Source organism: Segatella intestinalis (assembly GCF_029348455.1).
GTDB lineage: Bacteria > Bacteroidota > Bacteroidia > Bacteroidales > Bacteroidaceae > Prevotella.
Genome location: NZ_JARJVV010000027.1, coordinates 1 through 22,872, shown reverse-complemented (window position 1 = coordinate 22,872; position 22,872 = coordinate 1). Strand labels below are relative to the sequence as shown.

The 22,872-nt window shown below is 46.4% G+C and carries 21 protein-coding genes, 4 tRNA genes and 1 rRNA gene; 22 read left to right on the top strand and 4 right to left on the bottom strand.

All coding sequences use genetic code 11. The features are described from left to right. A 5S ribosomal RNA gene (gene rrf, locus P3T48_RS14445) occupies window positions 1-76 on the top strand; the annotation flags it as partial. Between the two features lie 77 nt (window positions 77-153). On the opposite strand, the gene P3T48_RS13935 is transcribed toward rrf, so the two are convergent. Then, window positions 154-573 carry a hypothetical protein gene (locus P3T48_RS13935; protein WP_022252895.1) on the bottom strand — a complete coding sequence of 140 codons (420 nt, stop codon included), beginning with the start codon at window positions 571-573 and terminating at the stop codon, window positions 154-156. Window positions 574-704: 131 nt separating this feature from the next. Between P3T48_RS13935 and P3T48_RS13930 the strand changes: the two genes are divergently transcribed. Both P3T48_RS13930 and glgP read left to right on the top strand, forming a co-directional pair. Next, entirely contained in the window at window positions 705-2,360 is a 1,656-nt protein-coding gene (locus P3T48_RS13930) for a glycosyltransferase (RefSeq protein ID WP_276507081.1), read from the top strand. Window positions 2,361-2,381: 21 nt separating this feature from the next. Further along, window positions 2,382-4,940, top strand: a complete 2,559-nt coding sequence (gene glgP / locus P3T48_RS13925; protein WP_276507080.1) for an alpha-glucan family phosphorylase — start codon at window positions 2,382-2,384, stop codon at window positions 4,938-4,940. A 265-nt stretch (window positions 4,941-5,205) separates the two neighbouring features. Here the strand turns inward: glgP and P3T48_RS13920 are convergent, their stop codons facing one another. Both P3T48_RS13920 and P3T48_RS13915 read right to left on the bottom strand, forming a co-directional pair. Continuing rightward, the gene (locus tag P3T48_RS13920; protein WP_022252898.1) at window positions 5,206-6,144 is read right to left on the bottom strand and encodes a ribose-phosphate pyrophosphokinase; all 939 of its coding nucleotides are present in this window, start codon (window positions 6,142-6,144) and stop codon (window positions 5,206-5,208) included. 36 nt (window positions 6,145-6,180) lie between these two features. After that, entirely contained in the window at window positions 6,181-6,789 is a 609-nt protein-coding gene (locus P3T48_RS13915) for a beta/alpha barrel domain-containing protein (protein ID WP_022252899.1), read from the bottom strand. Between the two features lie 106 nt (window positions 6,790-6,895). Between P3T48_RS13915 and nspC the strand changes: the two genes are divergently transcribed. From nspC to P3T48_RS13865, 10 genes are all read left to right on the top strand, one after another. Further along, window positions 6,896-8,071, top strand: coding sequence for a carboxynorspermidine decarboxylase (gene nspC / locus P3T48_RS13910; RefSeq protein WP_276507079.1), 1,176 nt, complete (start codon window positions 6,896-6,898; stop codon window positions 8,069-8,071). A 192-nt stretch (window positions 8,072-8,263) separates the two neighbouring features. Further along, window positions 8,264-8,336, top strand: a tRNA-Gly gene (locus P3T48_RS13905). Window positions 8,337-8,376: 40 nt separating this feature from the next. Next, window positions 8,377-8,458: transfer RNA gene (locus tag P3T48_RS13900), tRNA-Leu, on the top strand. 26 nt (window positions 8,459-8,484) lie between these two features. Further along, window positions 8,485-8,571, top strand: a tRNA-Leu gene (locus tag P3T48_RS13895). A gap of 14 nt (window positions 8,572-8,585) precedes the next feature. Then, window positions 8,586-8,658 (top strand) — tRNA-Gly (locus P3T48_RS13890). A gap of 40 nt (window positions 8,659-8,698) precedes the next feature. Beyond that, on the top strand, window positions 8,699-9,235 hold the full coding sequence (locus P3T48_RS13885; RefSeq protein ID WP_022252901.1) for a hypothetical protein: 537 nt from the start codon (window positions 8,699-8,701) through the stop codon (window positions 9,233-9,235). 13 nt (window positions 9,236-9,248) lie between these two features. After that, window positions 9,249-9,668, top strand: a complete 420-nt coding sequence (locus P3T48_RS13880; protein ID WP_276507078.1) for a single-stranded DNA-binding protein — start codon at window positions 9,249-9,251, stop codon at window positions 9,666-9,668. 22 nt (window positions 9,669-9,690) lie between these two features. After that, window positions 9,691-11,034 (top strand): gliding motility-associated protein GldE, encoded by a 1,344-nt coding sequence (gene gldE, locus P3T48_RS13875; protein ID WP_276507077.1) that lies wholly within the window; start codon window positions 9,691-9,693, stop codon window positions 11,032-11,034. A 37-nt stretch (window positions 11,035-11,071) separates the two neighbouring features. After that, window positions 11,072-11,713 (top strand): 4'-phosphopantetheinyl transferase family protein, encoded by a 642-nt coding sequence (locus tag P3T48_RS13870; protein WP_022252904.1) that lies wholly within the window; start codon window positions 11,072-11,074, stop codon window positions 11,711-11,713. A gap of 29 nt (window positions 11,714-11,742) precedes the next feature. Further along, entirely contained in the window at window positions 11,743-12,909 is a 1,167-nt protein-coding gene (locus P3T48_RS13865) for an esterase-like activity of phytase family protein (protein ID WP_276507076.1), read from the top strand. Window positions 12,910-13,088: 179 nt separating this feature from the next. Here P3T48_RS13865 and P3T48_RS13860 read toward each other — a convergent pair whose 3' ends face one another. After that, on the bottom strand, window positions 13,089-14,030 hold the full coding sequence (locus P3T48_RS13860; RefSeq protein ID WP_276507075.1) for a hypothetical protein: 942 nt from the start codon (window positions 14,028-14,030) through the stop codon (window positions 13,089-13,091). 249 nt (window positions 14,031-14,279) lie between these two features. Between P3T48_RS13860 and P3T48_RS13855 the strand changes: the two genes are divergently transcribed. From P3T48_RS13855 to rsxA, 9 genes are all read left to right on the top strand, one after another. Next, on the top strand, window positions 14,280-15,872 hold the full coding sequence (locus tag P3T48_RS13855; RefSeq protein ID WP_276507074.1) for a capsule assembly Wzi family protein: 1,593 nt from the start codon (window positions 14,280-14,282) through the stop codon (window positions 15,870-15,872). 21 nt (window positions 15,873-15,893) lie between these two features. Beyond that, window positions 15,894-16,418 carry a lipocalin-like domain-containing protein gene (locus P3T48_RS13850; protein ID WP_276507073.1) on the top strand — a complete coding sequence of 175 codons (525 nt, stop codon included), beginning with the start codon at window positions 15,894-15,896 and terminating at the stop codon, window positions 16,416-16,418. A 630-nt stretch (window positions 16,419-17,048) separates the two neighbouring features. Next, window positions 17,049-17,462, top strand: a complete 414-nt coding sequence (locus P3T48_RS13845; RefSeq protein ID WP_276507072.1) for a SoxR reducing system RseC family protein — start codon at window positions 17,049-17,051, stop codon at window positions 17,460-17,462. A 57-nt stretch (window positions 17,463-17,519) separates the two neighbouring features. Further along, window positions 17,520-18,437, top strand: a complete 918-nt coding sequence (locus tag P3T48_RS13840) for a Fe-S cluster domain-containing protein (RefSeq protein WP_276507071.1) — start codon at window positions 17,520-17,522, stop codon at window positions 18,435-18,437. Then, window positions 18,434-19,786: an electron transport complex subunit RsxC gene (gene rsxC, locus P3T48_RS13835; RefSeq protein ID WP_276507070.1), complete on the top strand. Its 1,353-nt coding sequence runs from the start codon at window positions 18,434-18,436 to the stop codon at window positions 19,784-19,786. Before P3T48_RS13840 ends, rsxC begins: the two co-directional genes overlap by 4 nt. 30 nt (window positions 19,787-19,816) lie before the next feature. Then, window positions 19,817-20,818 carry an RnfABCDGE type electron transport complex subunit D gene (locus P3T48_RS13830; protein ID WP_276507069.1) on the top strand — a complete coding sequence of 334 codons (1,002 nt, stop codon included), beginning with the start codon at window positions 19,817-19,819 and terminating at the stop codon, window positions 20,816-20,818. A 13-nt stretch (window positions 20,819-20,831) separates the two neighbouring features. Continuing rightward, window positions 20,832-21,464 (top strand): RnfABCDGE type electron transport complex subunit G, encoded by a 633-nt coding sequence (locus tag P3T48_RS13825; RefSeq protein WP_158464027.1) that lies wholly within the window; start codon window positions 20,832-20,834, stop codon window positions 21,462-21,464. Window positions 21,465-21,470: 6 nt separating this feature from the next. Further along, on the top strand, window positions 21,471-22,055 hold the full coding sequence (rsxE, locus tag P3T48_RS13820; protein WP_158464028.1) for an electron transport complex subunit RsxE: 585 nt from the start codon (window positions 21,471-21,473) through the stop codon (window positions 22,053-22,055). Window positions 22,056-22,068: 13 nt separating this feature from the next. Continuing rightward, window positions 22,069-22,671: an electron transport complex subunit RsxA gene (rsxA, locus tag P3T48_RS13815; RefSeq protein WP_276507068.1), complete on the top strand. Its 603-nt coding sequence runs from the start codon at window positions 22,069-22,071 to the stop codon at window positions 22,669-22,671. Window positions 22,672-22,872 lie beyond the last annotated feature (201 nt).

Here is a 22,872-nt window from a genome sequence, read left to right as displayed (position 1 = left end):
TTCCGAACAGAGAAGTTAAGCCCACTTGCGCCGATGGTACTGCAATGCAATGCGGGAGAGTAGGTAGCCGCCTCCTTTTTTCATCAAGGCCTCAGGTTTCGAAAGATTCCTGAGGCTTTTTTTGTATCTTTGCATCCATACTTTGTCACATTTTTATCTACGAATGAACTCTATTGTTTTGGGCAGTTTGAGCCATTTGCGGTTTCTTGCAATTTTCATGGTGCTGCCTTTTAGTTGTTTAAAAATGTATTTTCCTTCTGGAGTAACAGACAACTCTGCAGTAAGATCTTCACTGCCATAATCATTGATGATGGACAGTGAGGCTGTCTGATCCTTTATACTTACTTCAGTAATCAGCCATTTTCGTCCATCTTTGTAGTCGCCGAAGAAGCCAGCCATATCGCCAAATATTTCCTGTCCGGGAACTTTGATGTTTTGGTCGTAAAAATCTATCTTCAGATACACATTATACTCTTTATTGGTAAGTGTGCCCTTGAAAATTGTACTGTCAATTTGTGCAAAACACGTTGTAGACAGCACTAAAAATAGCAATGTAAATAGTTTCTTTTTCATCATTTTATTGAATTACTGCGACAAAGTTATTTATTTAAATCAAGAATTCATTCTTTTTTTTGAATTATCTTTTCAAATAATTCTTTTTTTTGTAATTATTTAATTATCTTTGCGGTGTTTATTAATATTTTATGGGAAAAGAAAAATTATTTCCAGATTATATATTTGAGTCAAGCTGGGAAGTATGTAACAAAGTAGGCGGTATTTATACTGTATTATCTACTAGAGCAAATACTTTAAAAGAAAAACTGCAGGATCAACTAATCTTCATTGGTCCTGATTGTTGGAGGGACAAGGTTAATCCTTATTTCTCGAGAGATTATGCGCTTTATGCTGATTGGCAAAAGCTGGCTGCCGAAGAAGGGCTGAAAGTTAAAGTGGGTCGCTGGAATATTCCTGGTGAGCCTGTTGCAATATTAGTAGATTTTACTCCTTATTATGCTATAAAGAACGAAATTTATGGTAAGTTGTGGGAGAACTTCCAAGTAGACAGTCTCCATGCTTATGGAGATTATGATGAAGCATCTATGTTCTCTTATGCTGCTGCTCTTGTAGTAGAGAGTTTCTATAAGCATGTTGTGGGTGAAGACAAGAAAGTTATCTATCATGGTAATGAGTGGATGACAGGACTTGGACTTTTGTATATCAAAAAGAACCTGCCACATATAGCAACCATCTTTACAACCCATGCTACCAGTATCGGGCGCAGTATAGCAGGCAACAACAAGCCTCTTTACGATTATCTTTTTGCTTACAATGGTGATCAGATGGCTGAAGAGCTCAACATGCAGAGTAAGCATTCGATAGAGAAGCAGACTGCATGGAATGTGGATTGTTTCACAACGGTGAGTGAAATCACAGCAAATGAATGCAAGGAACTGTTGGACAAGCCAGTAGACTTTGTCTTGCCTAACGGATTTGACAATAGTTTTGTACCAAAGGGTGCTGTTTTTACCAAGAAGCGCAAGGAGGCTCGTAAGCGTCTGCTTGATGTGGCGAATGCGTTGATGGGTACCGATTTGGATGATGATACGCTGATCGTATCCACCAGTGGTAGATATGAGTTCCGCAACAAGGGTGTCGATGTATATATTGAGGCAATGAACAGATTGTTGCGTGACGAGAAGCTTAAGAAGAATGTGCTTGCTTTCATTGATGTTCCTGGTTGGGTGGGTGAACCCCGTGCCGATTTGAGAGAACGTCTTGACAGTGGCAAGAAATATGATACGCCGCTCGAAGTGCCGGCTGTAACCCATTGGCTTAAGAATATGAGCCATGACAACGTGCTGGGTATGCTGAAGTACCTCGATATGCAGAATCGCAAAGACGATAAGGTGAAATTAATCTTTCTGCCTTGTTATCTTACCGGTGATGACGGAATCGTGAACAAGACCTATTATGATGTAGTTCTTGGCAACGATCTGTGTATCTATCCCTCGTATTATGAGCCATGGGGCTATACTCCCTTGGAGGCTGTAGCTTTCAAAGTGCCTTGTATCACTACTGATTTGGCTGGCTTTGGCTTGTGGGCTAATAGCGAGAAGGGTGGTTATTGCGAGATTTCAGACGGCGTAAAGGTGATACGTCGCACAGATTACAACTATTCAGAGGTGGCAGATGCTATCAAGGATACAGTTGCTGAATATTCCAACTTCAATGCAGCTGAAGTAAAGAAAAGTAGGGCTAATGCTGACAAGCTTTCCAAGAAAGCTTTGTGGAGCAATTTTATTGAATATTATTATAAAGCTTATGATTTTGCCTTACGCAAGGTCGAAGTACGTAACTAAAAAACTTTAACACAAAACACAATGAAAATTAAGGCAGATTACGCAAATGCTCCTCAATGGAAGGAGACAACTATCAAGTCAAGCCTCCCTAAGGAGTTGAAGTGCTTGGATGAAATCGCTCACAATATGTGGTGGGCATGGAACTATGAGGGTCGTGACTTGTTCAAGAGCCTCGATCCAGAACTTTACGAAAAGGTGAATGCCAACCCTGTATTGCTTTTGGAGCGTTTGAGCTATGACCGCAAGGAAGCTATTGTAAAGGATAAGGAGACAATGGCAAAGGTGAAGAAGGTTTACAAGATGTTCCGTGATTATATGGATGTAAAACCTAACGCCAAGCGTCCTTCTGTAGCTTACTTCTGTATGGAATATGGTATTAACCAGGTGGTTAAGATCTACTCTGGTGGTCTGGGTATGCTTGCTGGTGACTACCTGAAGGAGGCTTCTGACAGCAACGTGGATATGTGTGCTGTTGGTTTCCTCTATAGATATGGTTACTTCAAGCAGTCTTTGAGCATGGACGGCCAGCAGATTGCCAATTATGATGCTCAGAACTTCAACTCTCTTCCTTTGGAGCGTGTTCTGGATGAGAATGGCAATCCTGTGGTCGTAGATGTTCCTTATACAAACTATCAGGTTCATGCTTATGTATGGCAGATGAACGTAGGTCGTATCAAGTTGTATCTCCTGGATACAGATAATGATATGAACTCTGAGTTCGACCGTCCTATCACTCACTCTCTCTATGGTGGTGATTGGGAGAACCGTTTGAAGCAGGAGATCCTGCTGGGTATCGGCGGTATCCTGACTTTGAAGAAACTTGGTATCAAGAAGGAGATTTACCACTGCAATGAAGGTCATGCTGCTCTCTGCAACCTGCAGCGCCTCTGCGATTATATCGAGGAGGACGGCTTGAACTTCAACCAGGCTCTCGAGTTGGTTCGCGCTTCTTCTCTCTATACTGTTCACACTCCAGTACCAGCTGGTCACGACTACTTCGACGAGGCTCTCTTCGGCAAGTACATGGGTGGCTATCCACAGCGCCTAGGCATTTCTTGGGACGAGTTCATTGGTATGGGCCGTGAGAATGCAGACGATCACAACGAGCGTTTCTGCCTCTCTACCTTCGCCTGCAACACTTGCCAGGGGGTTAACGGTGTAAGTAAGCTGCACGGTTGGGTAAGCCAGCAGATGTTCTCTAACATCTGGAAGGGTTACTTCCCAGAGGAGAATCATGTGGATTATGTAACAAATGGTGTACACTTCCCAACATGGACAGCCACAGAGTGGCGCAAGCTCTATGATACCTATTTCGACAAGAACTTTATGAGCGATCAGAGCAACGAGGAAATCTGGCATGCTATCTACAATGTTTCAGATGCAGAAATCTGGAACACCCGTATGGCATTGAAGAAGAAGCTTGTAGCTTATATCCGTGAGAAGTTCACACAGACATGGTTGAAGAATCAGGGTGATCCTGCTCGTGTAGTATCTTTGCTCGAGCGTATCAATCCTAACGCTTTGATGATCGGTTTCTGCCGTCGTTTCGCTACTTACAAGCGTGCTCACTTGCTCTTCACCGACTTGGACCGTCTGTCTAAGATCGTTAACGACCCAGAGCATCCTGTATTGTTCTTCTTCTCTGGTAAGGCTCACCCTGCTGATGGTGCTGGTCAGGGCTTGATCAAGAAGATCTTCGAAATCAGCCAGCGTCCTGAGTTCCTTGGCAAGATTATCTTCCTTGAGGACTACGATATGACTTTGGCCCGTCGTCTGGTTTCTGGTGTTGATATTTGGATGAATACTCCTACACGTCCATTGGAGGCTTCTGGTACATCTGGCGAGAAGGCAGAGATGAATGGTGTTGTCAACCTCTCTGTTCTCGATGGTTGGTGGGTAGAAGGTTATCGTGAGGGTGCCGGTTGGGCTCTTCCTGAGAAGCGTACTTACCAGAACCAGGGTTATCAGGATCAGTTGGATGCTGCTACTATCTACAATATGTTGGAGAATGATATCGTTCCTATGTACTACAACAAGTGCAAGGAGGGTTACAGCAAGGAGTGGATTCAGGTAGTGAAGAACTCTATTGCAACTATTGCTCCTCATTACACCATGAAGCGTCAGTTGGATGACTACTATGATAAGTTCTACAACAAGCAGGCTGCTCGTTTCAAGAAGTTGAGCGCCAACGACAATGCTCTCGCTAAGGAGATTGCTCTGTGGAAGGAGTCTGTTGCCGAGCGTTGGGATTCTATCCATGTAGTTTCAAAGAATGATGCTTTGGTCAATGGTGTTGAGACTGGTAAGAAGTACAAGATTCAGTATGTTATCGACGAGCAGGGCTTGAACGACGCTGTAGGTCTTGAGCTTGTAGTTCTGAAAAATCAGGTAGAGGATGGCAAGCAGGTTTATGCTGTTTATCCATTCAAGGTGAAGGGTCATGAGGGTAACAACTTTACCTTTGAGGCTCAGATAGAGCCAGTAAATGCAGGTTCTTTCAAGACAGCTGTTCGTATGTATCCTAAGAACGACAAGTTGCCTCATCGTCAGGACTTCTGCTACGTAAAGTGGTTGGACTAATACGATAAGTGCAATAATAGCAATAGTTTTTTAAGAATCCCATGTTTCGTTATGAGAAGCATGGGATTCTTTTTTTTCCATTCGCCTATAATGGCTGTCTCTCGGTCGACTGTCATATTGAAGTAAGCCTCTGCAATAGGCGTGCACCAACCTCTATAATAGCCTCTGTAATAGCCTCTGCAATAGGCTAATCTGTAATAGCCATAAAAAAGCCTTCCTTGCAAAAACAAGGAAGGCTCTATGTTGAAGAATTTTGATGATTCTTTTATACGAGATACTGAGAAGAGATACTTTCGTTGTCCTCTACTCGGCGAATAGTCTCTGCGAACATATCGGCAATGGTGAGTTGTTTTACCTTTTCGCAACGCTTTGTGTAAGGGATAGAGTCGGTGAAGACAATCTCCTCGAGTGCTGAGTTCTGTACGCGCTCAGAAGCAGGGCCGCTCATCACGCAGTGAGAAGCACAGGCACGAACTGTTTTTGCGCCAGCTTCTTTCATGATATCGGCAGCTTTTGTTATGGTTCCGGCTGTGTCAACCATGTCGTCAATGATGACGACGTTCTTGTCTTTTACATCACCAATGATCTGCATGCTTGCCACAACATTTGCACGAGCGCGGGTCTTGTTGCAAAGAACCAATGGACAGCCCAGATACTTGGCGTATGTGTTGGCACGCTTAGAACCACCAACGTCAGGAGAAGCAATGACCAAATCGTCGAGATGCAGGCTCTGAAGATAAGGCAGGATGACACCAGATGCATACAGGTGGTCAACTGGTACATCGAAGAAGCCCTGAATTTGGTCGGCATGGAGGTCCATTGTTATCAGACGGTCGATTCCAGCCACACTCAGCAAGTCGGCAACGAGCTTGGCGCCAATGCTTACACGAGGTTTGTCTTTGCGGTCCTGTCTTGCCCAACCGAAGTAAGGTACTACTGCGATGATGTGGCGTGCAGATGCACGCTTGGCAGCATCAATCATCAGGAGTAGCTCCATCAAGTTGTCTGAATTAGGGAAGGTGCTTTGTACGAGGAATACGTCGCGTCCGCGGATAGATTCCTCAAAAGAAACGCCAAATTCACCATCAGAGAACTTGGTAACAACCAAGTTACCGAGAGGGCAACCTAAACTTGCACAGATTTTTTCTGCAAGGTATCTCGAGTTTGTACCGGAGAATACCAAAAAAGAGTTTTTGTCACTCATTTCTTTTTTTTTGTGTTATAGTGGATAATATTCTTTTTAACTGATAGCCTTTCTTAGTTTTTCGAAATGCCCGATGAGTTCCTTGAAATCATTTTCGTTGTGAATGTCGAAACGGTTCCATAGGTCACCGCAGATAACGACGCCTCCGAATCCTAAGCGTTTTGCTATGTGCAGGTTCTCAAGGCTCATGCCTCCCAAGGCATAGACCTTTTTGTCTATCAACCCCTTGTCGGCTGCCATTTCGAGTTGCTGCATAGAGAATGTGGACTTCTCGTCCTTGAATTCTATACAGTCAAATACATTTTTCAGGAAAACGTAGTTGGATTTCTTCTTCATCTCCTTGAGCATTGTCAGGTCGGAACAAGAACGGCTGAATTTTCCTTTATATCCATCCGGCACTGGTGCCAGTGGATCGTCAATATGAATACCGGCCAAATTGTATTCCCCCTTCAGGTAGTAATGATCGTGTACTACTATCTTGCGGTAATAATCTTCCGGCAAGAGGGTGAGTAACCGCTCAGAATACATGGGCGAGGTATTGGGTTTGAACAGGTGTAAGCTGTCCATACCCTCATCGAACAATGAGGCCAATATTTTGTCTTCTTCCACGAAGAATGTGGACTTTGTCATTATTACTAATTTCATCGTCTGTGTCTTTTGTGATGCAAAAGTATTAAAAAAAATGGTAACTTGCAATTTTATCAGAGATAAAAAGCTATCTTTGCACTCGAAAATTAATATTTATCAAGTTATGACCATAAATTTAGCTAATTTTAATGAAGTTCACGTTCCAATTTATCTTTTGGAAGAGGAACGTCTTCGTAATAATCTGTCGCTTATCAGGAGCGTTGCCGAGCGTGCGGATGTGGAAATCATTCTTGCCTTCAAGGCTTATGCATTATGGAAAACTTTTCCTATATTCCGCGAGTATATTCATTCCACTACAGCCAGCTCGTTGAGTGAGGCGCGGTTGGCTTTCGAGGAGTTCGGCAGCAAGGCCCATACCTATTCTCCGGCTTATACCGACTACGAGATCGACGAGATAGCCCGATGCTCCAGCCATCTTTCGTTCAATTCCTTGTCGCAGTACGCCCGTTATCATGAGCGGGTGAGGGAGGTAAATCCTGAGATCAGTTGTGGTTTGCGTGTCAATCCTGGATATTCCGAAGTGGGTACGTTGCTTTATAATCCATGTGCTCCCGGAAGTCGTTTTGGCGTTACAGCTGATCAGTTGCCTGATCAGTTGCCCGACGATATAGAAGGTTTCCATTGTCATTGTCATTGCGAGAGTGGGGCAGATGTCTTCGAGCGCACCTTGGTACATATCGAGGAAAAGTTTGCCAAGTGGTTTCCACAGTTGAAATGGATTAATTTTGGTGGCGGGCATCTGATGACTCGTGCCGATTACGACGTGTTACACCTTATTAATATAATAAAGGGATTTCATCAGCGTTATCCTCACCTCCAGGTCATCATGGAGCCTGGAAGTGCTTTTGGCTGGCAAACCGGTGCTTTGGTCTCGCAGGTTGTTGATGTGGTGGAGAATAGCGGCATCCGTACTGCTATCTTGAATGTGAGCTTCACTTGTCATATGCCCGACTGTCTTGAAATGCCCTATATGCCTGCAGTGAGAAATGCCAGGACGATAGAGGTTGACGATATGATGAAGGCACCCGATGGTGATCATGTCTACAGATTGGGAGGCAACAGCTGCCTGAGTGGTGATTTTATGGGTTATTGGCAGTTCGATCATGAGTTGGAGATTGGTGAGAATGTGATTTTCGAGGACATGCTTCACTACACAACAGTGAAGACAAACACCTTTAATGGCATCTCTCATCCCGCCATTGGCATCGTTCATCCTGACGGAGAAATGGAAATATTGCGCCAATTTGGATATGAGGATTATAAAAACAGAATGGATTAAGCAAACATCAAAAAAGTAGGAAAAAGCGCTCTTTTTAGCTTTAAAATGCAGTAAAAAGGCTGTTTTTGTAAAAAAAGTAAACTAAAGAGTGCTTTTTTTGAAAAAAAACTACGAAAAAGTTTGGTGGTTCCAGAAAAAGCCGTACCTTTGCAACCGCATTTAGAGAAATGCTCCTAACAAATGGATTTTACTGCGGAAATAGCTCAGTTGGTAGAGCACGACCTTGCCAAGGTCGGGGTCGCGGGTTCGAGTCCCGTTTTCCGCTCGACTTTCTGAATAAACCAAAACAGGAGGATGACTTCTAAGCCCAAGTGGCGGAATTGGTAGACGCGCACGTTTCAGGTGCGTGTGTTTCACAACGTGCAGGTTCGAGTCCTGTCTTGGGCACGGTATTCAGAGTCTTTTGAAATGTTGGAGAGGTGGCGGAATTGGTAGACGCGCTACTTTGAGGGGGTAGTGACAATTGTGTCGTGGGAGTTCGAGTCTCCTCCTCTTCACCATTTATTTTTTTGTTGCGGAAATAGCTCAGTTGGTAGAGCACGACCTTGCCAAGGTCGGGGTCGCGGGTTCGAGTCCCGTTTTCCGCTCTTTTTTTATTTTCTATTTTCAGAAAAATACACTTAACTTATGAATTTATATTTACGATATTTTGATCGAGAGGTATTCGTATCAAATGCAGACCAAGCAATAGATTTTTTAAAAAGTATTCCTGAGATTAGTGTTGATGCCGATTTGGAAGCCGATATTCGGGAATATGCAGCAAGTGATGTTTGTTATCCTAAGCGTTATAAGGTACGTCCCCGCGTTTATTTTATTGTTATCAAGACTGCTGCTGCCAATATGCAGGATTTCAAGGATAAGAAAGCTGTTCGTCCTGCTTCCGTAGCGCGAGAGATGAATGACAATGTTTTCAACCGTCTTGTGGAGGAGCGTCCGGGATGGTATGAGGGTAGCTTGGACTTTAAGCGTGTGGTATTGATTCCTGCTACAGGCAAGTTTGAATATCGTGACACACATTTCGTAGCCAATGTCAAGGCAATGTCGGGACAGGATTGCTACGACAGAATTATAGAGCATCTGCGTGAGCGTGTGGATTCTCGCAGTCAATTTCCATCTGTAAAGGGAAAGAACTATCATTTCCGTTATTTGGGAATGTGGAAATAAAACACTTAAGCTTATGAATAAGGTGATGTTGATAGGCAATGTAGGCAAGGAGCCTGACGTGCGTTATTATGATGCCGACCAGGCTGTGGCTCAGGTTACTTTGGCTACTACCGAGAAGGGTTATACGTTGGCCAATGGCACGCAGGTTCCCGATCGTACCGAGTGGCATAACCTTGTGTTCTATCGCACTCTTGCCAAGATAGTAGAGAAGTATGTCCACAAGGGCGACAAACTCTATGTAGAGGGCAAGATACGCTATCGCTTCTTTGCTGACAATCTGGGCAAACGTCGCTTTGTGACAGAAATTTATGTCGACAACATGGAGATGCTTACCCCCAAATCGGCTTCTGCTCATACGGATGCACCGGCCCCTAATGTCGAGACCAAGACAGAGGAGACACCCGCTTCGGATTCAGACAGTTTACCTTTTTAATTTTTAAAGATACTATACAACATTGGATATATCGACCATAACCGAGGCTTTTAGCGATGTCACAATCCAGTCGCCTACTGTAGGCGTTATGTTGGCTGGATTGTTGGCGGTAGCTTTGGTCTTTCTTTCTGCTTTTGCCAGTGGTTCTGAGATAGCTTTTTTCAGTTTGTCGCCTTCAGATGTGGCAGAACTGGAAGATGGCAAGAATCCGAGTGACAGAAAGATTCAGATGTTGCGAGAGGACTCTGAGCGTACTTTAGCAACGATTTTGATTACCAACAACTTTGTCAACGTCATGATTGTCATGTTGCTGAGTAATATTTTTGTCAGCATTGTCAAGTTCGGTCCCAAGGCTTATTGGCTTGAGTTCTTGATCATGACGGTGTTTCTCACTTTTCTTCTGTTGCTCTTTGGTGAAATCATGCCAAAGGTTTACTGCCGTCAGGATCCTCTTCGTTTCTGTCGCCGCTGTGTGGATGCCATTCTCTTTGCCCGTAAAATTTTCTGGCCTATTGAAACCATTCTTTTGAAGAGTGGAATGCTTGCCGAGAAGGTGATGAAGAAAGAGAATCATGTACTGAGTGTGGATGAGCTTGAACAGGCTCTGGAACTCACCGACAAGGACGATATCAAGAATGAGCAGAGCATGCTTCAGGGCATTATCCGTTTTGGCGACGAGACTGCCAAGGAGGTGATGACAAGTCGTCAGAACATTGTCGATCTGGATATTCAGAGCACCTATGCTGAGGTGCTGAAGTGTATCGTAGAGAACAATTACAGTCGTATACCTGTTTATCAGGACAATACGGACAATATCCGCGGCATTCTGTATATCAAGGACTTGCTGCCCCATTTGGATAAGCCTGCCAGTTTCCGTTGGCAGAGTTTGATACGTCCTCCTTATTTTGTTCCTGAGACCAAGAAAATCGACGATTTGCTTCGCGAGTTCCAGGAGAACAAGGTTCATATAGCCATTGTGGTCGACGAGTTTGGAGGCACCAGCGGTATTGTGACTCTTGAGGATATTATGGAAGAGATCGTAGGCGAAATCAATGACGAGTATGATGAGGAAGAGAAGTTCTACTCCAAGTTGAACTACAATACTTTTGTGTTCGAGGGAAAGACTCTGCTTGCCGATTTCTGTCGTATACTGAATATCGATGACGACGAGTTTGCCGAGGTGGAGGGTGATGCCGATACGCTTGCGGGACTATTGTTGGAGATAAAGGGCGACTTCCCCAGTATGCACGAGAAACTGGACTATAAGAACTATTCCTTTGAAGTGATGGGTATAGAGGAGCGCCGTATCAGTAAGATCAAGGTGACTGTGCATCCTGTCAGTTCTGGGCATGGTGATGACAAATAAAAATGGTGATGACAAATAAAGAGGAGTGTGAACAAAGATGGCAGTAGTAAACATACGTGAAGTATATCCTGGTGTGAGTTTAGGGTTATGGCAGATGGATGAGTCGCCCGAACAGTTGTTCGACCTTTATCCTCATCTCTTGCCTTATCGTTCCTCTTTGGATGATAAATACAAGAATGATGGCAGGAAACTTGAGTTTCTTGCCATTCGTGCATTAATGTATGAGATGCTACGGGTCAATGGAGCTTCCAAGGGGTTGCTGTCTCATGCTGGCGACTTTACCCACAACGGGCAGGGCAAGCCTTTGTTCAGGGGCTATCATGTCAGCATCTCTCACACAAAAGGCTATGCTGCCCTTATTTTGTCGAAAAAATCAGAGGTGGCCGTGGACATTGAGTATATGAGTGATAGGGTAGAGCGCATCGCTTCCAAGTTTCTCAGGAAAGACGAACGGGCAGACTCCTTGGATGCCAAGTTGGTGCATTGGTGTGCCAAGGAAACGGTGTTCAAGTTGTTTTCGGAAGAGAATCTTCTCTTCGAGGATATGCGCGTGAAGCCTTTTGACACGATGGCCGACTGGGCTTGCGATGTTGAGAACCTGAAGAGCGGTAAGACAGCACGGGTTGATTTTGAACTCGCTATGGATTTTGTGTTGACTTATTCGATGTGGACGAAATGACAGAAACTGGCAGTAAAAACATATAAGTAATGGTAAAACATCATATATATAAGAGAGGTGTGCTGATGTGCGCTTCTCTTTTTTTCGGCTTGGTGGCTACAGCCCAAGTCTTTCAGGCAGAGTCTGTGTCTTCAGCCTGGCATGTCGTGAGGGAGAATGCTCAGAAAACATTTCCCAAGACGGTGGCTGCTGGCAACTATAGTGGTATCACGCATCTGCATGACGACATCTATGCTGTGGTGAGCGATAAATCCGACAGCGCCTTGTTCTTCAAATTTCGCATACAGTTGAATCCTGTGTCGGGAGAGTTGGAGCACGTCGAGAACCTGGGCTTCAGTGAGACGGTTCGTGAGAAAGGGTTAGACCACGAGGCGATAGCCCGAGTGTCTGATTCTACTCTTGTTACAGTCAGCGAGGGCTTGTTCCGTTTTGCTGAATATCCTGTATACGGAATGAATAATGACCGTTGTACTTTTCGTGTGGGCGAGTCGGTGGCTGTCAGGAAGCAGAAGCCGGCAGACTTTGTTTGGTCATCGACTCATTCTCCTTCCGATTTTCATCCCAATTATGGCTATGAGTCACTTGCCTATGATTCCGTGCGTCATCTTCTGTGGAGCATTTCTGAAAGTACCTTGCGTAATGACGGCGAGCCTGCATCATGGCAGAATGGAGAAGCCAACAGTTTGCGCCTGTTTGCTTTCGACTGGAGCGAGCGTTCCGACACTTCTTCCATGTTTGGTTCCGTCAGGCATCCTATAGCAGTTTCATACGCTTACCGGATGGATGCGCCTGCGATTCGCAAGCGGCCTCATACCTATGCCATGGGAGTGAGCGAGTTGTGTGTGCTTCCTGATGGACAGCTTCTCGTGTTGGAGCGTGAGGTGTATGTGCCCAAGTCCAAGATAGGTGCTTCCTGCCAATGCAAGCTTTATCTCGTCAATCCTGCCGAGGAACAGGTCTTCCCTATGTCGGCTTCGTTTGCCAGTGATGACGTTCCTTATGTCAGGAAGACTTTGCTTACTCAGTGGTCAACCCGTCTTACCCTTCTCGGACGTTCCTTTGCCAATTATGAAGGGATGTGTCTTGGTCCGCAACTGGCTGATGGCTCTCAGGTGCTTATTCTTCTGTCCGATTCTCAAGACCAGTATGCTGGTGTCTTGAAAGACTGGTTTAAGACAATCGTATTGGCCAAATAGGACTTTTTGACTCAAACCAAAGATGAATCCGTAAATAAACAAAAAAGAGAGGTGTGCCGATAACGGTTACACCTCTCTTCGCTTTAACTCTCTAATTTGTTTAAACGTTTCGCATATTTCTATTTTAGTTTTGATACATCTACTTATTTGCTTTTCCTGCTTGTTTATTTATATTTGTTTTATCTGCGTCCACCGAAAGAGCCGCCACCATGATTGGATGAGCCTCCACGGTTACCGCCGAAAGATCCGCCTCTGCTTGAGTTGCCGAAAGAACGGTTAGAACTGCCGGAACTGTTGCCGAAAGAGCGGCTTGGACTGCTTGAACTACTTCCAAAAGAGCGGTTGTAATCTCTTGCACCGCTTCCGAAAGAGCGGTTAGGAGTGCTCGAAGGTGTTCCGAAAGAACGGTTGTTGTCTCTTGAACTGTTGCCGAAAGAGCGGTTAGGTGTGCTCGATGGATTACCGAAAGTACGGTTGTTGTTTCTTGAAGCATTACCGAATGAGCGGTTGTTTCCTGTCTGGCGATCGCGTGTCACGGTGGTGCGTGTGCTGCTTTGGCGTGTCATGTTGCCGAAACTCTGTCCTCGTCCGTAGTCTCCACGGTTGAATCCGTCTCTCATTCCCATTCTTGGTCCGCCATCAGGATGTGGTCTGCCATAAGTACGTCCGCTGTACCAGCTTCTTCCTCCGTTCCTGTGCCAGCTGTGTCCGCCTCTGTATACGGTGTAGAAGTGAGGGCGTCCGAAGAAGAAGTAGTCTCGGCGAGGGTATCTTGCGTAGATGCCGAAATGCCAGTAGCCTCCGTTCCAGTAGAGTGGGCGATAGAAGTAAGTGGCATTCAGGAAGGCTCTGTATTGCCAGTCGAGGAGAATGTAGCTCAAGTCGGCGTTGCGCTGTCTCCAGTATGCTCCATACAGGTCGTCGTAAGTGTTTACCCCCATGAGGTAATCCAGGTTCACTTCGTATGCAGCCTCATATTGGTCGTCGGTAAGATTCAACTCGTATGCCATCTTATCGGTCAGAAAGAGAGCCTGCTGGCGAGCCTGCTCGTAACTCATGGCCGATGCGGTAGAAACTGTCATTGTGAACAGTGTCACCATAGCTAATATAAACTTCTTCATAATCGTATCGTTTTAAAGAGTTGTTGTTTCTTGTTCTTTTTGTTTTACGTTGCAAAGATAGGTCAAAATGCTGGTCGAAGAAAAGGTTTTTCCCTAAATGGGCAGGGGAAAATCCCTAAACCACCGTCTTATGGCATAAAAATGGGTCAGAAATCAATGAAAACTTGCCTTTTGCTTGGCTGAAAGTAAACTTTTTCCTATTTTTGCAAAACATATTAATCTTTACCCGATTTTAGATATCTCAAGAGGATGAATAAAATACACCTTATTATATTAGCGGCAGCTGCGATGCTGCCTCTTTCGGTTCGTGCTCAGTATGCCTGGCAGGATGGTGCCGAGGCGGGAAAGCTCGACCTTGGCAAAGACGTTCGTTATCAAGTCGAGATGCAGGGGTCTTTCTCGCATGGCAAGACGCCGTTGTGGCTCAATGCCAACAAGTATGGCCTCTCTTCGCTTTCGTCGACCAATGGTTATCTGCGAGGCAGTCTTGTTCGCCCCTTGTCTCTCGACTCTGCACGCCGATGGGGAATAGGTTATGGTGCCGATGTGGCTGTTCCGCTTCATTACACCAGTCATGTTGTGGTGCAGCAAGCCTTTGTTGAGGCTCGCTGGCTGCATGGTGTACTGAGTGTGGGAGCCAAGGAATATCCTTTGGAACTGAAGAACCAGACCTTGAGCAGCGGCAGTCAGACATTGGGTATCAACGCCCGTCCTGTGCCACAGGTCCGGTTGGCATTGCCCGAATATTGGACTATTCCTGCCTTCGGACGCTGGTTACAGCTGAAGGGACATGTGGCCTTTGGTATGATGACCGACGACAACTGGCAGAAAGACTTCACCCAGCGTCGCACCAAGTATGCCGAGCATGTACTCTATCACAGTAAGGCTGGTTTCCTGCGTATCGGCAACGAGGATCGTTTCTGTCCCTGGAGCCTTGAGCTGGGGTTAGAGATGGCTGCCGAGTTTGGTGGCAATGTCTATCATCGTGGAGCCAATGGCGAGATGGTGCAGATACCTACGGGCAAGGGCTTTAAGGATTTCCTTCATGCCTTCATACCCAGTGGTGCTGATGCCACTGATGGAGCCTATGCCAATGTGGAGGGAAACCATTTGGGCAGCTGGCTGATGCGTTTCAACTACAAGGCTGACACCTGGCATATCGGTGTTTATGCCGATCATTTCTTTGAGGACCACAGTCAGATGTTTTTCCTCGACTACGACGGTTATGGAGAGGGTGAGGAATGGCAGGACCGCAAGAAGAACAGATACTACCGTTATAAGTTGAAGGACATCATGCTGGGTGCCGAACTGAATCTTCCTCACGGCACATGGCTTCGCAATGTGGTGTTCGAGTATCTCTATACCAAGTATCAGAGCGGACCTTTCAATCACGACCATACGATGAACATTCCCGACCACCTGGCAGGAATGGACGACTATTATAATCACGGCAACTATCCAGGCTGGCAGCATTGGGGACAGGTGATGGGCAATCCGCTCTACCGTTCGCCTATCTATAATGAGAATGGCGACCTCTATGTGCACGACAACCGCTTCGTAGCCTTCCATCTTGGTTTCGACGGACAGCCAACTTCCCGTCTGGGTTATCGCGTGCTGGCCACCTACCAGAAAGGCTGGGGAACCTATCAGGAGCCCTTCACCAAGCCCCATCACAATGTGAGCTTCCTTGCCGAGGCCAACTATCGTTTTGCTCATGGCTGGCATGCCAAGGGCGGTTATGCCATGGACTTCGGCAGCGATCAGATGTTGGGTCATAATGCAGGTTTCCAGCTCACCGTGGGCAAGTCGGGCATACTGGATTTTGGTAAAAAGAAGAAGTAACGAATGGATAGAAATAACAGCATGACAAAGAACAATCAAAAACAAAATATGAAGTCGAATACGCAACGACAGCATCCTATTGCTGCTCTTGGTGTGGCAGCAGTGGCAGGACTGCTGATGGCGTTGGGCTCACTTTCCTCATGTACTCTCGAGTCGAGTGGCAATGGCGATCTTGATGGCTATTGGCACCTTGAGAGCATTGATACCTTGGCAACTGGCAAGACGGGCGATTATTCCAACCGTCGTTTCTTCTGGGGCATAGAGCACCGGCTCATCAGTGTGTCTGATATCGACCGTGAAGGAAGACTGGGTTATTATTTCCGTTTTGAGCAGACTGGCGACAGCCTTTTCTTGGGAAAGGCCTATAAGAACAACTGGCACCAGGACAATGGCGAGGATGGTGGCGATATTCCCGTCGACGATGTTGAGCCTTTGCGCTATTATGGTGTCAACGAGTTGGAGGAGCATTTTGCCAAAGAGGCTCTTAGTGGAAGCAGAATGATACTTCGCTCCAAGACCCTCCGTCTGAAGTTCAAGAAGTTCTAATCATTGAATTTTTGCTGGTTCACAAAGTAAAAGTTCTTTTTAGCCTTTGAAAGTTTCGTTCATAGCCTTTGAATGTGCGTTCAAAGCCTTTGAATGTGCGTTCAAAGCCTTTGAATGTGCGTTCAGAGCCTTTGAATGTCCGTTCAAAGGCTTTGAACAGAGATTTAATGCCTTTTGAACAGAGATTTAATGCCTTTTGAATGGAAATTTACAACAAGAGGAAAAACAATTTATAACTTTCAGAAAACAATTCGACCTGTACGGTTGAAATTACCCAATACGCCCTTTACCTTTCCCTTCGGCCGGTGACCGTTGGTTCAGGGCGTGCTGTTGGAGAGCTTTTGAATCTTCTGGGCGTGCCAACCGTACAGGTCGAAACATATTGTAGTATTCAAGTAATTACTCATTACTGTTTGGGGAACAGAGTTGTTGCCTTTGATCCCGAAAAAACAGAGTATACGCAAACAAAGAAAACGTTTGCGTTTCTTTTTTTTTGAAAAAAACATATTTTTGTTTGCCAATTATAAATAATGTATTATCTTTGCATTGAAAATAGCTTTGTAAACTCGACTTAGCAAAACAGCAAGTCAAACAGGGTTGACAAAAAGATACAAGAACAAGAATTACTGCATGAGCAATAAGATAAAACATTCCGGTGTAGTCGATGGCGTCGATGGCACAACAGTACGTGTGCGCATCCTCCAGTCATCGGCTTGTAGCGCTTGTAAGGTAGCCTCCCACTGCAATGCCTCCGAAACCAAGGAGAAGTTGGTGGAAGTTACCACATCAGATGCTTCTCAATACCATGTTGGCGACTCGGTCAGAGTTTTGGCCGATACCAGTGTAGGCTTCTGTGCCAGCTGGTATGGTTATCTTCTGCCTTTGGTCCTGATGGTTGTAGCCTTGGTGACAGTATTGAAGGTTTCGGGCTCAGAAGGTATGGCAGCCCTTTCTTCTTTGGGCATACTTATACCTTATTATATATGTCTGTATCTGCTTCGTGGCAAGTTGAAACGCAGACTCAGCTTCTCCATCGAGAAGTAAAACACTATAGGTCAATGGAAAGTAATAATATTAATAACTAAAACAAATACAAAGATTATGAACTTTATTATGATTGCAGTCTTGGTGCTCGGTGCCATTGCGCTTATTGCCGCATTGGTTCTCTTCGTAGTTTCCAAGAAGTTTGCCGTCGATGAGGACCCTCGATTAGGTCAGGTGGGCGAGATTCTGCCTGGTGCCAATTGTGGTGGTTGCGGCTTTGCCGGATGTTCCGGTATGGCAGCAGCTTTGGTCAAGGGAGCTGATGCCGGCAGCATCGAAGGACTGATGTGTCCTGTAGGTGGTGCCGACGTGATGGGCAAGGTTGCCGATCTCTTGGGTATCGCTGTGGCCAACACCGATCCTAAGGTGGCAGTAGTGCGTTGTAATGGCTCTTGCGAGCATCGTCCTCGCATCGCCGAGTATGATGGTTTGCATACCTGTGCAGCTATGAACTCTTGTGGAGCAGGCGAGACAGGTTGCGGTTTTGGCTGTCTGGGCTGTGGCGACTGTGTGGCTGCCTGTCAGTTCGGTGCCATCTCTATCAATCCCGAGACAGGTCTTCCCGAGGTGGATGAGGAGAAGTGTACTGGCTGTGGTGCCTGTGCCAAGGCTTGTCCACGCCACATCATTGAGCTTCGCAAGAAGGGTCCTAAGGGTCGTCGTGTGTATGTTCAGTGTGTCAATCACGACAAGGGCGCAGTAGCCAAGAAGGCTTGTAGCGTTGCTTGTATCGGATGCGGTAAGTGCCAGAAAGTCTGCAAGTTTGATGCCATCACCATTGAGAACAATGTGGCTTATGTCGACTTCAACAAGTGTCGCATGTGTACCAAGTGTGTTGATGAGTGCCCAACAGGTGCTCTCGTGAAAGTTAATTTCCCTGTAAAGAAGGCTAAGCCAGCCGATGCAGCTCCCGTTGAGGCTCCTGCAGCACCCAAGGCTGAGACTTCAGAAGTAAAGAAGGAGGAACAAGCATGAAATTGAGAACATTTAGAATAGGTGGTGTTCACCCAGAAGAGAATAAGATTACAGCCGAGATGGCTACTCAGGTGGCAGCCCTTCCTAAGCAGGCCATTTTCCCTCTTGGTCAGCACATCGGTGCTCCTGCAAAGCCTGTTGTTGCCAAGGGCGACAAGGTGAAGGTAGGTACTCTGCTTGCTGAGGCTGGTGGTTTTGTCAGTGCTCCTATCTACAGTTCAGTTTCGGGAACTGTGTTCAAGGTAGACCAGTCTATCGACGCTACCGGCTACCGCAAGCCTTGTATTATCATCAATGTAGAAGGCGACGAGTGGGAGGAGAGTATCGACCGTTCTGAAAAGTTGGAGACGATAGCATCTCATCCCGAGCTCACTCCCGAAGAGATCGTCAACCGCATCAAGGTGGCTGGCGTCACAGGTATGGGTGGTGCAGGTTTCCCAACCTTCATCAAGCTGTGTCCTCCTCCAGGTGCCAAGGCCGAGTGTGTCATCATCAATGGTGTGGAGTGCGAGCCATACATCACAGCCGACTACCGTCTTATGATGGAGCATGCCGATGAGATTCTTGTAGGTTTGAACCTCCTGATGAAGGCTGCCAAGGTAGAGAAGGGCTATATCGGTATCGAGGACAACAAGCCTGCAGCCATCAAGCTCTTCGAGGAAAAGACAGCCGCCGATTCACGTATCGAGATTGTGCCTTTGGCTAAGAAATATCCTCAGGGAGGTGAGAAGCAGTTGGTTGATGCCGTTATCCGCCGTCAGGTTCCAGCTCCTCCAGCTATCCCTGTCAATGTTGGAGCAATCGTTCAGAACGTAGGTACTGCCTTTGCTGTGTATCAGGCAGTTATGAAGAACAAGCCTTTGTTCGAGCGTTACACCACAGTTACTGGTAAGCAGGTGAAGAATCCTGGCAACTTCCTCGTTCGTATGGGTACACCTTTCTCTCAGATGATAGAGGCTTGTGGCGGTCTGCCCGAGGGCGACAACAAAGTTTTGGCAGGTGGTCCTATGATGGGTAAGGCTGTGATCAGCCTTGATGTTCCTGTCACCAAGGGCACCAACTCCATCACCGTCCTGACCGATGCCGACGCTCACCGCAAGAAGGCTGAGCCATGTATCCGTTGCGCCAAGTGTGTGGAGGCCTGTCCTATGGGCTTAGAGCCTTACTTGCTTGCCACACTGAGTGTGATGAAGGAGTATGAGCGTTTGGAGGCAGAAGAGGTAACCTCTTGTATCGCCTGCGGTTCATGCCAGTTTACCTGTCCTTCTCATCGTCCTATCCTCGACAACATCATCGGTGGTAAGGCAGCAGTGATGGGTATTATCCGTGCTCGCAACACAAAGAAGTAATATATCGTAAACTTCCCAACAGAAATAAAAATGAGTAAATTAATCGTTTCATTATCGCCACATGCCCATGGCAACGAGTCGGTGGAGAAGAACATGTACGGAGTCATCGTAGCTCTCGTACCTGCCATCTTGGCCTCCTTCTATTTCTTCGGCCTGGGTTCGGCAGTAGTACTGCTTGCCTCTGTGGCTGCCTGCGTCTTCTTTGAGTGGGCTATCACAAAATATATTCTCAAGACCGAGACCAGTCTGCTCGATGGTTCTGCCATCATTACCGGTCTCTTGCTCGGCATGAACCTGCCCAGCAACCTTCCACTTTGGATCATCATCATCGGTGCCTTGTTTGCTATCGGTGTGGGTAAGATGAGTTTTGGTGGCTTGGGCAACAATCCTTTCAACCCCGCTTTGGTAGGTCGTTGCTTCCTGCTCGTCAGCTTCCCTGCACAGATGACCTTATGGCCTGTGGCTGGACAGCTGCTCAGCTATACCGATGCCACAACAGCTGCCACTCCTCTGGCTATCATGAAGACAGCCATCAAGACAGGCGACAGCTCTGTGCTTCAGCAGTTGCCCGACTCTCTGAGCCTTCTCTTTGGTGCTACAGGCGAGGGCTTCGGTGCCGGTACAACGGGTGAGGTTTGTGCCATTGCCCTCTTGCTCGGTTTGGCATATATGCTCTGGAAGAAGGTCATCACCTGGCACATTCCTGTAAGCATCATCGCTACCGTGTTTGTATTCAGCGGTTTGATGCACTTGGCCAACCCTGTATATGCCAATCCATTTGCAGTTATCCTCAGCGGTGGTTTGATGTTGGGTGCCATCTTCATGGCCACCGATTATGTCACATCACCAATGACCCACAAGGGAATGCTCATCTATGGTGTATGCATTGGTCTGCTGACAGTCATCATCCGCAACTGGGGTAGCTATCCAGAAGGTATGTCGTTCGCCATTCTCATCATGAATGCGTTCACACCTCTTATTAACACATACGTTAAACCCAAGCGCTTCGGTGAGAAGCCTGCAAAGAAATAAGGAGGATAGAGACATGCAGAAATTAGAATCATCATTGAAGAACATGGTTCTCGTATTGGTGGGTGTGGCACTCGTTGTAGGTGCAGTGCTCGCTTATGTGAACCATATCACATCAGGTCCTATCGCCCAGAAGGCTGAGCAGTCATTGGCAGCTGGTATCAAGAGCGTGATGGGAACCGACGACTTGCAGGTGGCTGCCCCAAAAGAGGTACCGCAGACTATAGACGGCAAGGAGGTTACCTTTATTGTTCATGCTTGTTCCGACAAGAGCGGCAACTCTCTCGGAGCAGCTGTAGAGAGCACCACAGGCGGCTTTGGTGGCGACCTGAAGGTACTGGTAGGTTTCGACAAAGAGGGCAAGATATTGGGTTACACCCTTCTTCAGCACTCAGAGACTCCAGGTCTTGGTGCCAAGGCCAGCACTTGGTTCCAGAAAGACGGCAAGGGCAGCATCATTGGCAAGACACCAAAGGATGGCAACCTGCACGTGAGCAAGGACGACAAGAGCGGCAATGCTGTTGATGCCATCACGGCATCTACCATTACCAGTCGTGCTTTCCTCAAGGCTATTAACCAGGCATACGCAGCCTATACCCAGCAGGGTACAGACGGTAAGAGCGGTGCCACAAAAGTAAAGAAAGGATAAGCCACTATGAGTAATATTAAGATTTTAATGAATGGTATTATCAAGGAGAACCCAACCTTCGTGTTGCTCCTTGGTATGTGTCCTACTTTGGCAACCACCACCAGCGCCATCAACGGTCTCTCCATGGGACTGGCTACTATGGCGGTGCTGATTTGTACCAACTTTGTGATTTCCTGTATCAAGAAGATCACTCCCGATATGGTTCGCATCCCTGTATTCATCGTAGTGATAGCAGCCTTCGTAACCATTCTGCAGATGTTTATGAGCGCCTATGCACCCGACAGCATCAACCAGGCATTGGGTATCTACATTCCACTGATTGTAGTTAACTGTATCATCCTGGGTCGTGCGGAGAGTTTTGCTGCCAAGAACTCGCCAGTGGCAAGTTTGTTCGACGGTATCGGTGTAGGTTTAGGTTTCACCCTCGGTCTCACCATTCTGGGTTGTGCACGCGAGATTCTCGGCTCAGGCAGCCTCTTCGGAGTAACTCTTTTGCCAGAGACCACCAACATTCTGGTGTTCATCTTGCCTCCAGGAGCCTTCCTCACCTTGGGTTACATCATTGCAATATTTAATAAGGTAAAGAAATAAGGAGGAGTAATATATGGAATATTTATTGATATTTATCTCTGCGATATTCGTCAACAATATTGTTTTGTCGCAGTTCCTCGGTATCTGCCCATTCCTGGGTGTATCGAAGAAGATTGATACCGCCATCGGTATGGGTGGTGCCATTGCCTTCGTCCTGACTTTGGCAACCATTATCACCTGGTGTGTTCAGAAGTATGTGCTCGATGCTTTCGGTTTGCAGTATCTTCAGACCCTTTCGTTCATCCTTGTCATAGCCGCTTTGGTACAGATGGTGGAGATTATCCTCAAGAAGGTTTCGCCAGCTCTCTATCAGGCATTGGGCATCTTCCTGCCTCTTATCACAACCAACTGTGCCGTGCTGGGTGTAGCCATTTTGGTTATTCAGAAGGACTACAATCTGCTTCAGAGTGTGGTTTACGCCTTCTCTACAGCTCTTGGTTTTGCCTTGGCGCTCATTGTCTTTGCCGGCATTCGCGAGCAGCAGGCTTTGGTTCGCATTCCTAAGGGCATGCAGGGTATCGCCATTGTCATGGTAACAGCAGCTCTCCTGAGTCTTGCCTTCATGGGTTTCTCGGGTGTAGACGGTGGTTTGAGAGCCTTGTTCGGTCTCGAGTAAAGCAACGGTAAGTTCCGAACTCAGCGAAAGTTGAGTTGATATATTAAGTCCCACAGTGTAGTCGTAAGGCTACTCTGTGGGGCAGGGCAAACGCATCAAACTTTTTACCTTTTAACATATAGATATTAATGTTGTATCTTATTGAATATTAACTATTTATATTTGCTTATACCAAAAATATTTTGTATCTTTGTAAAGAAT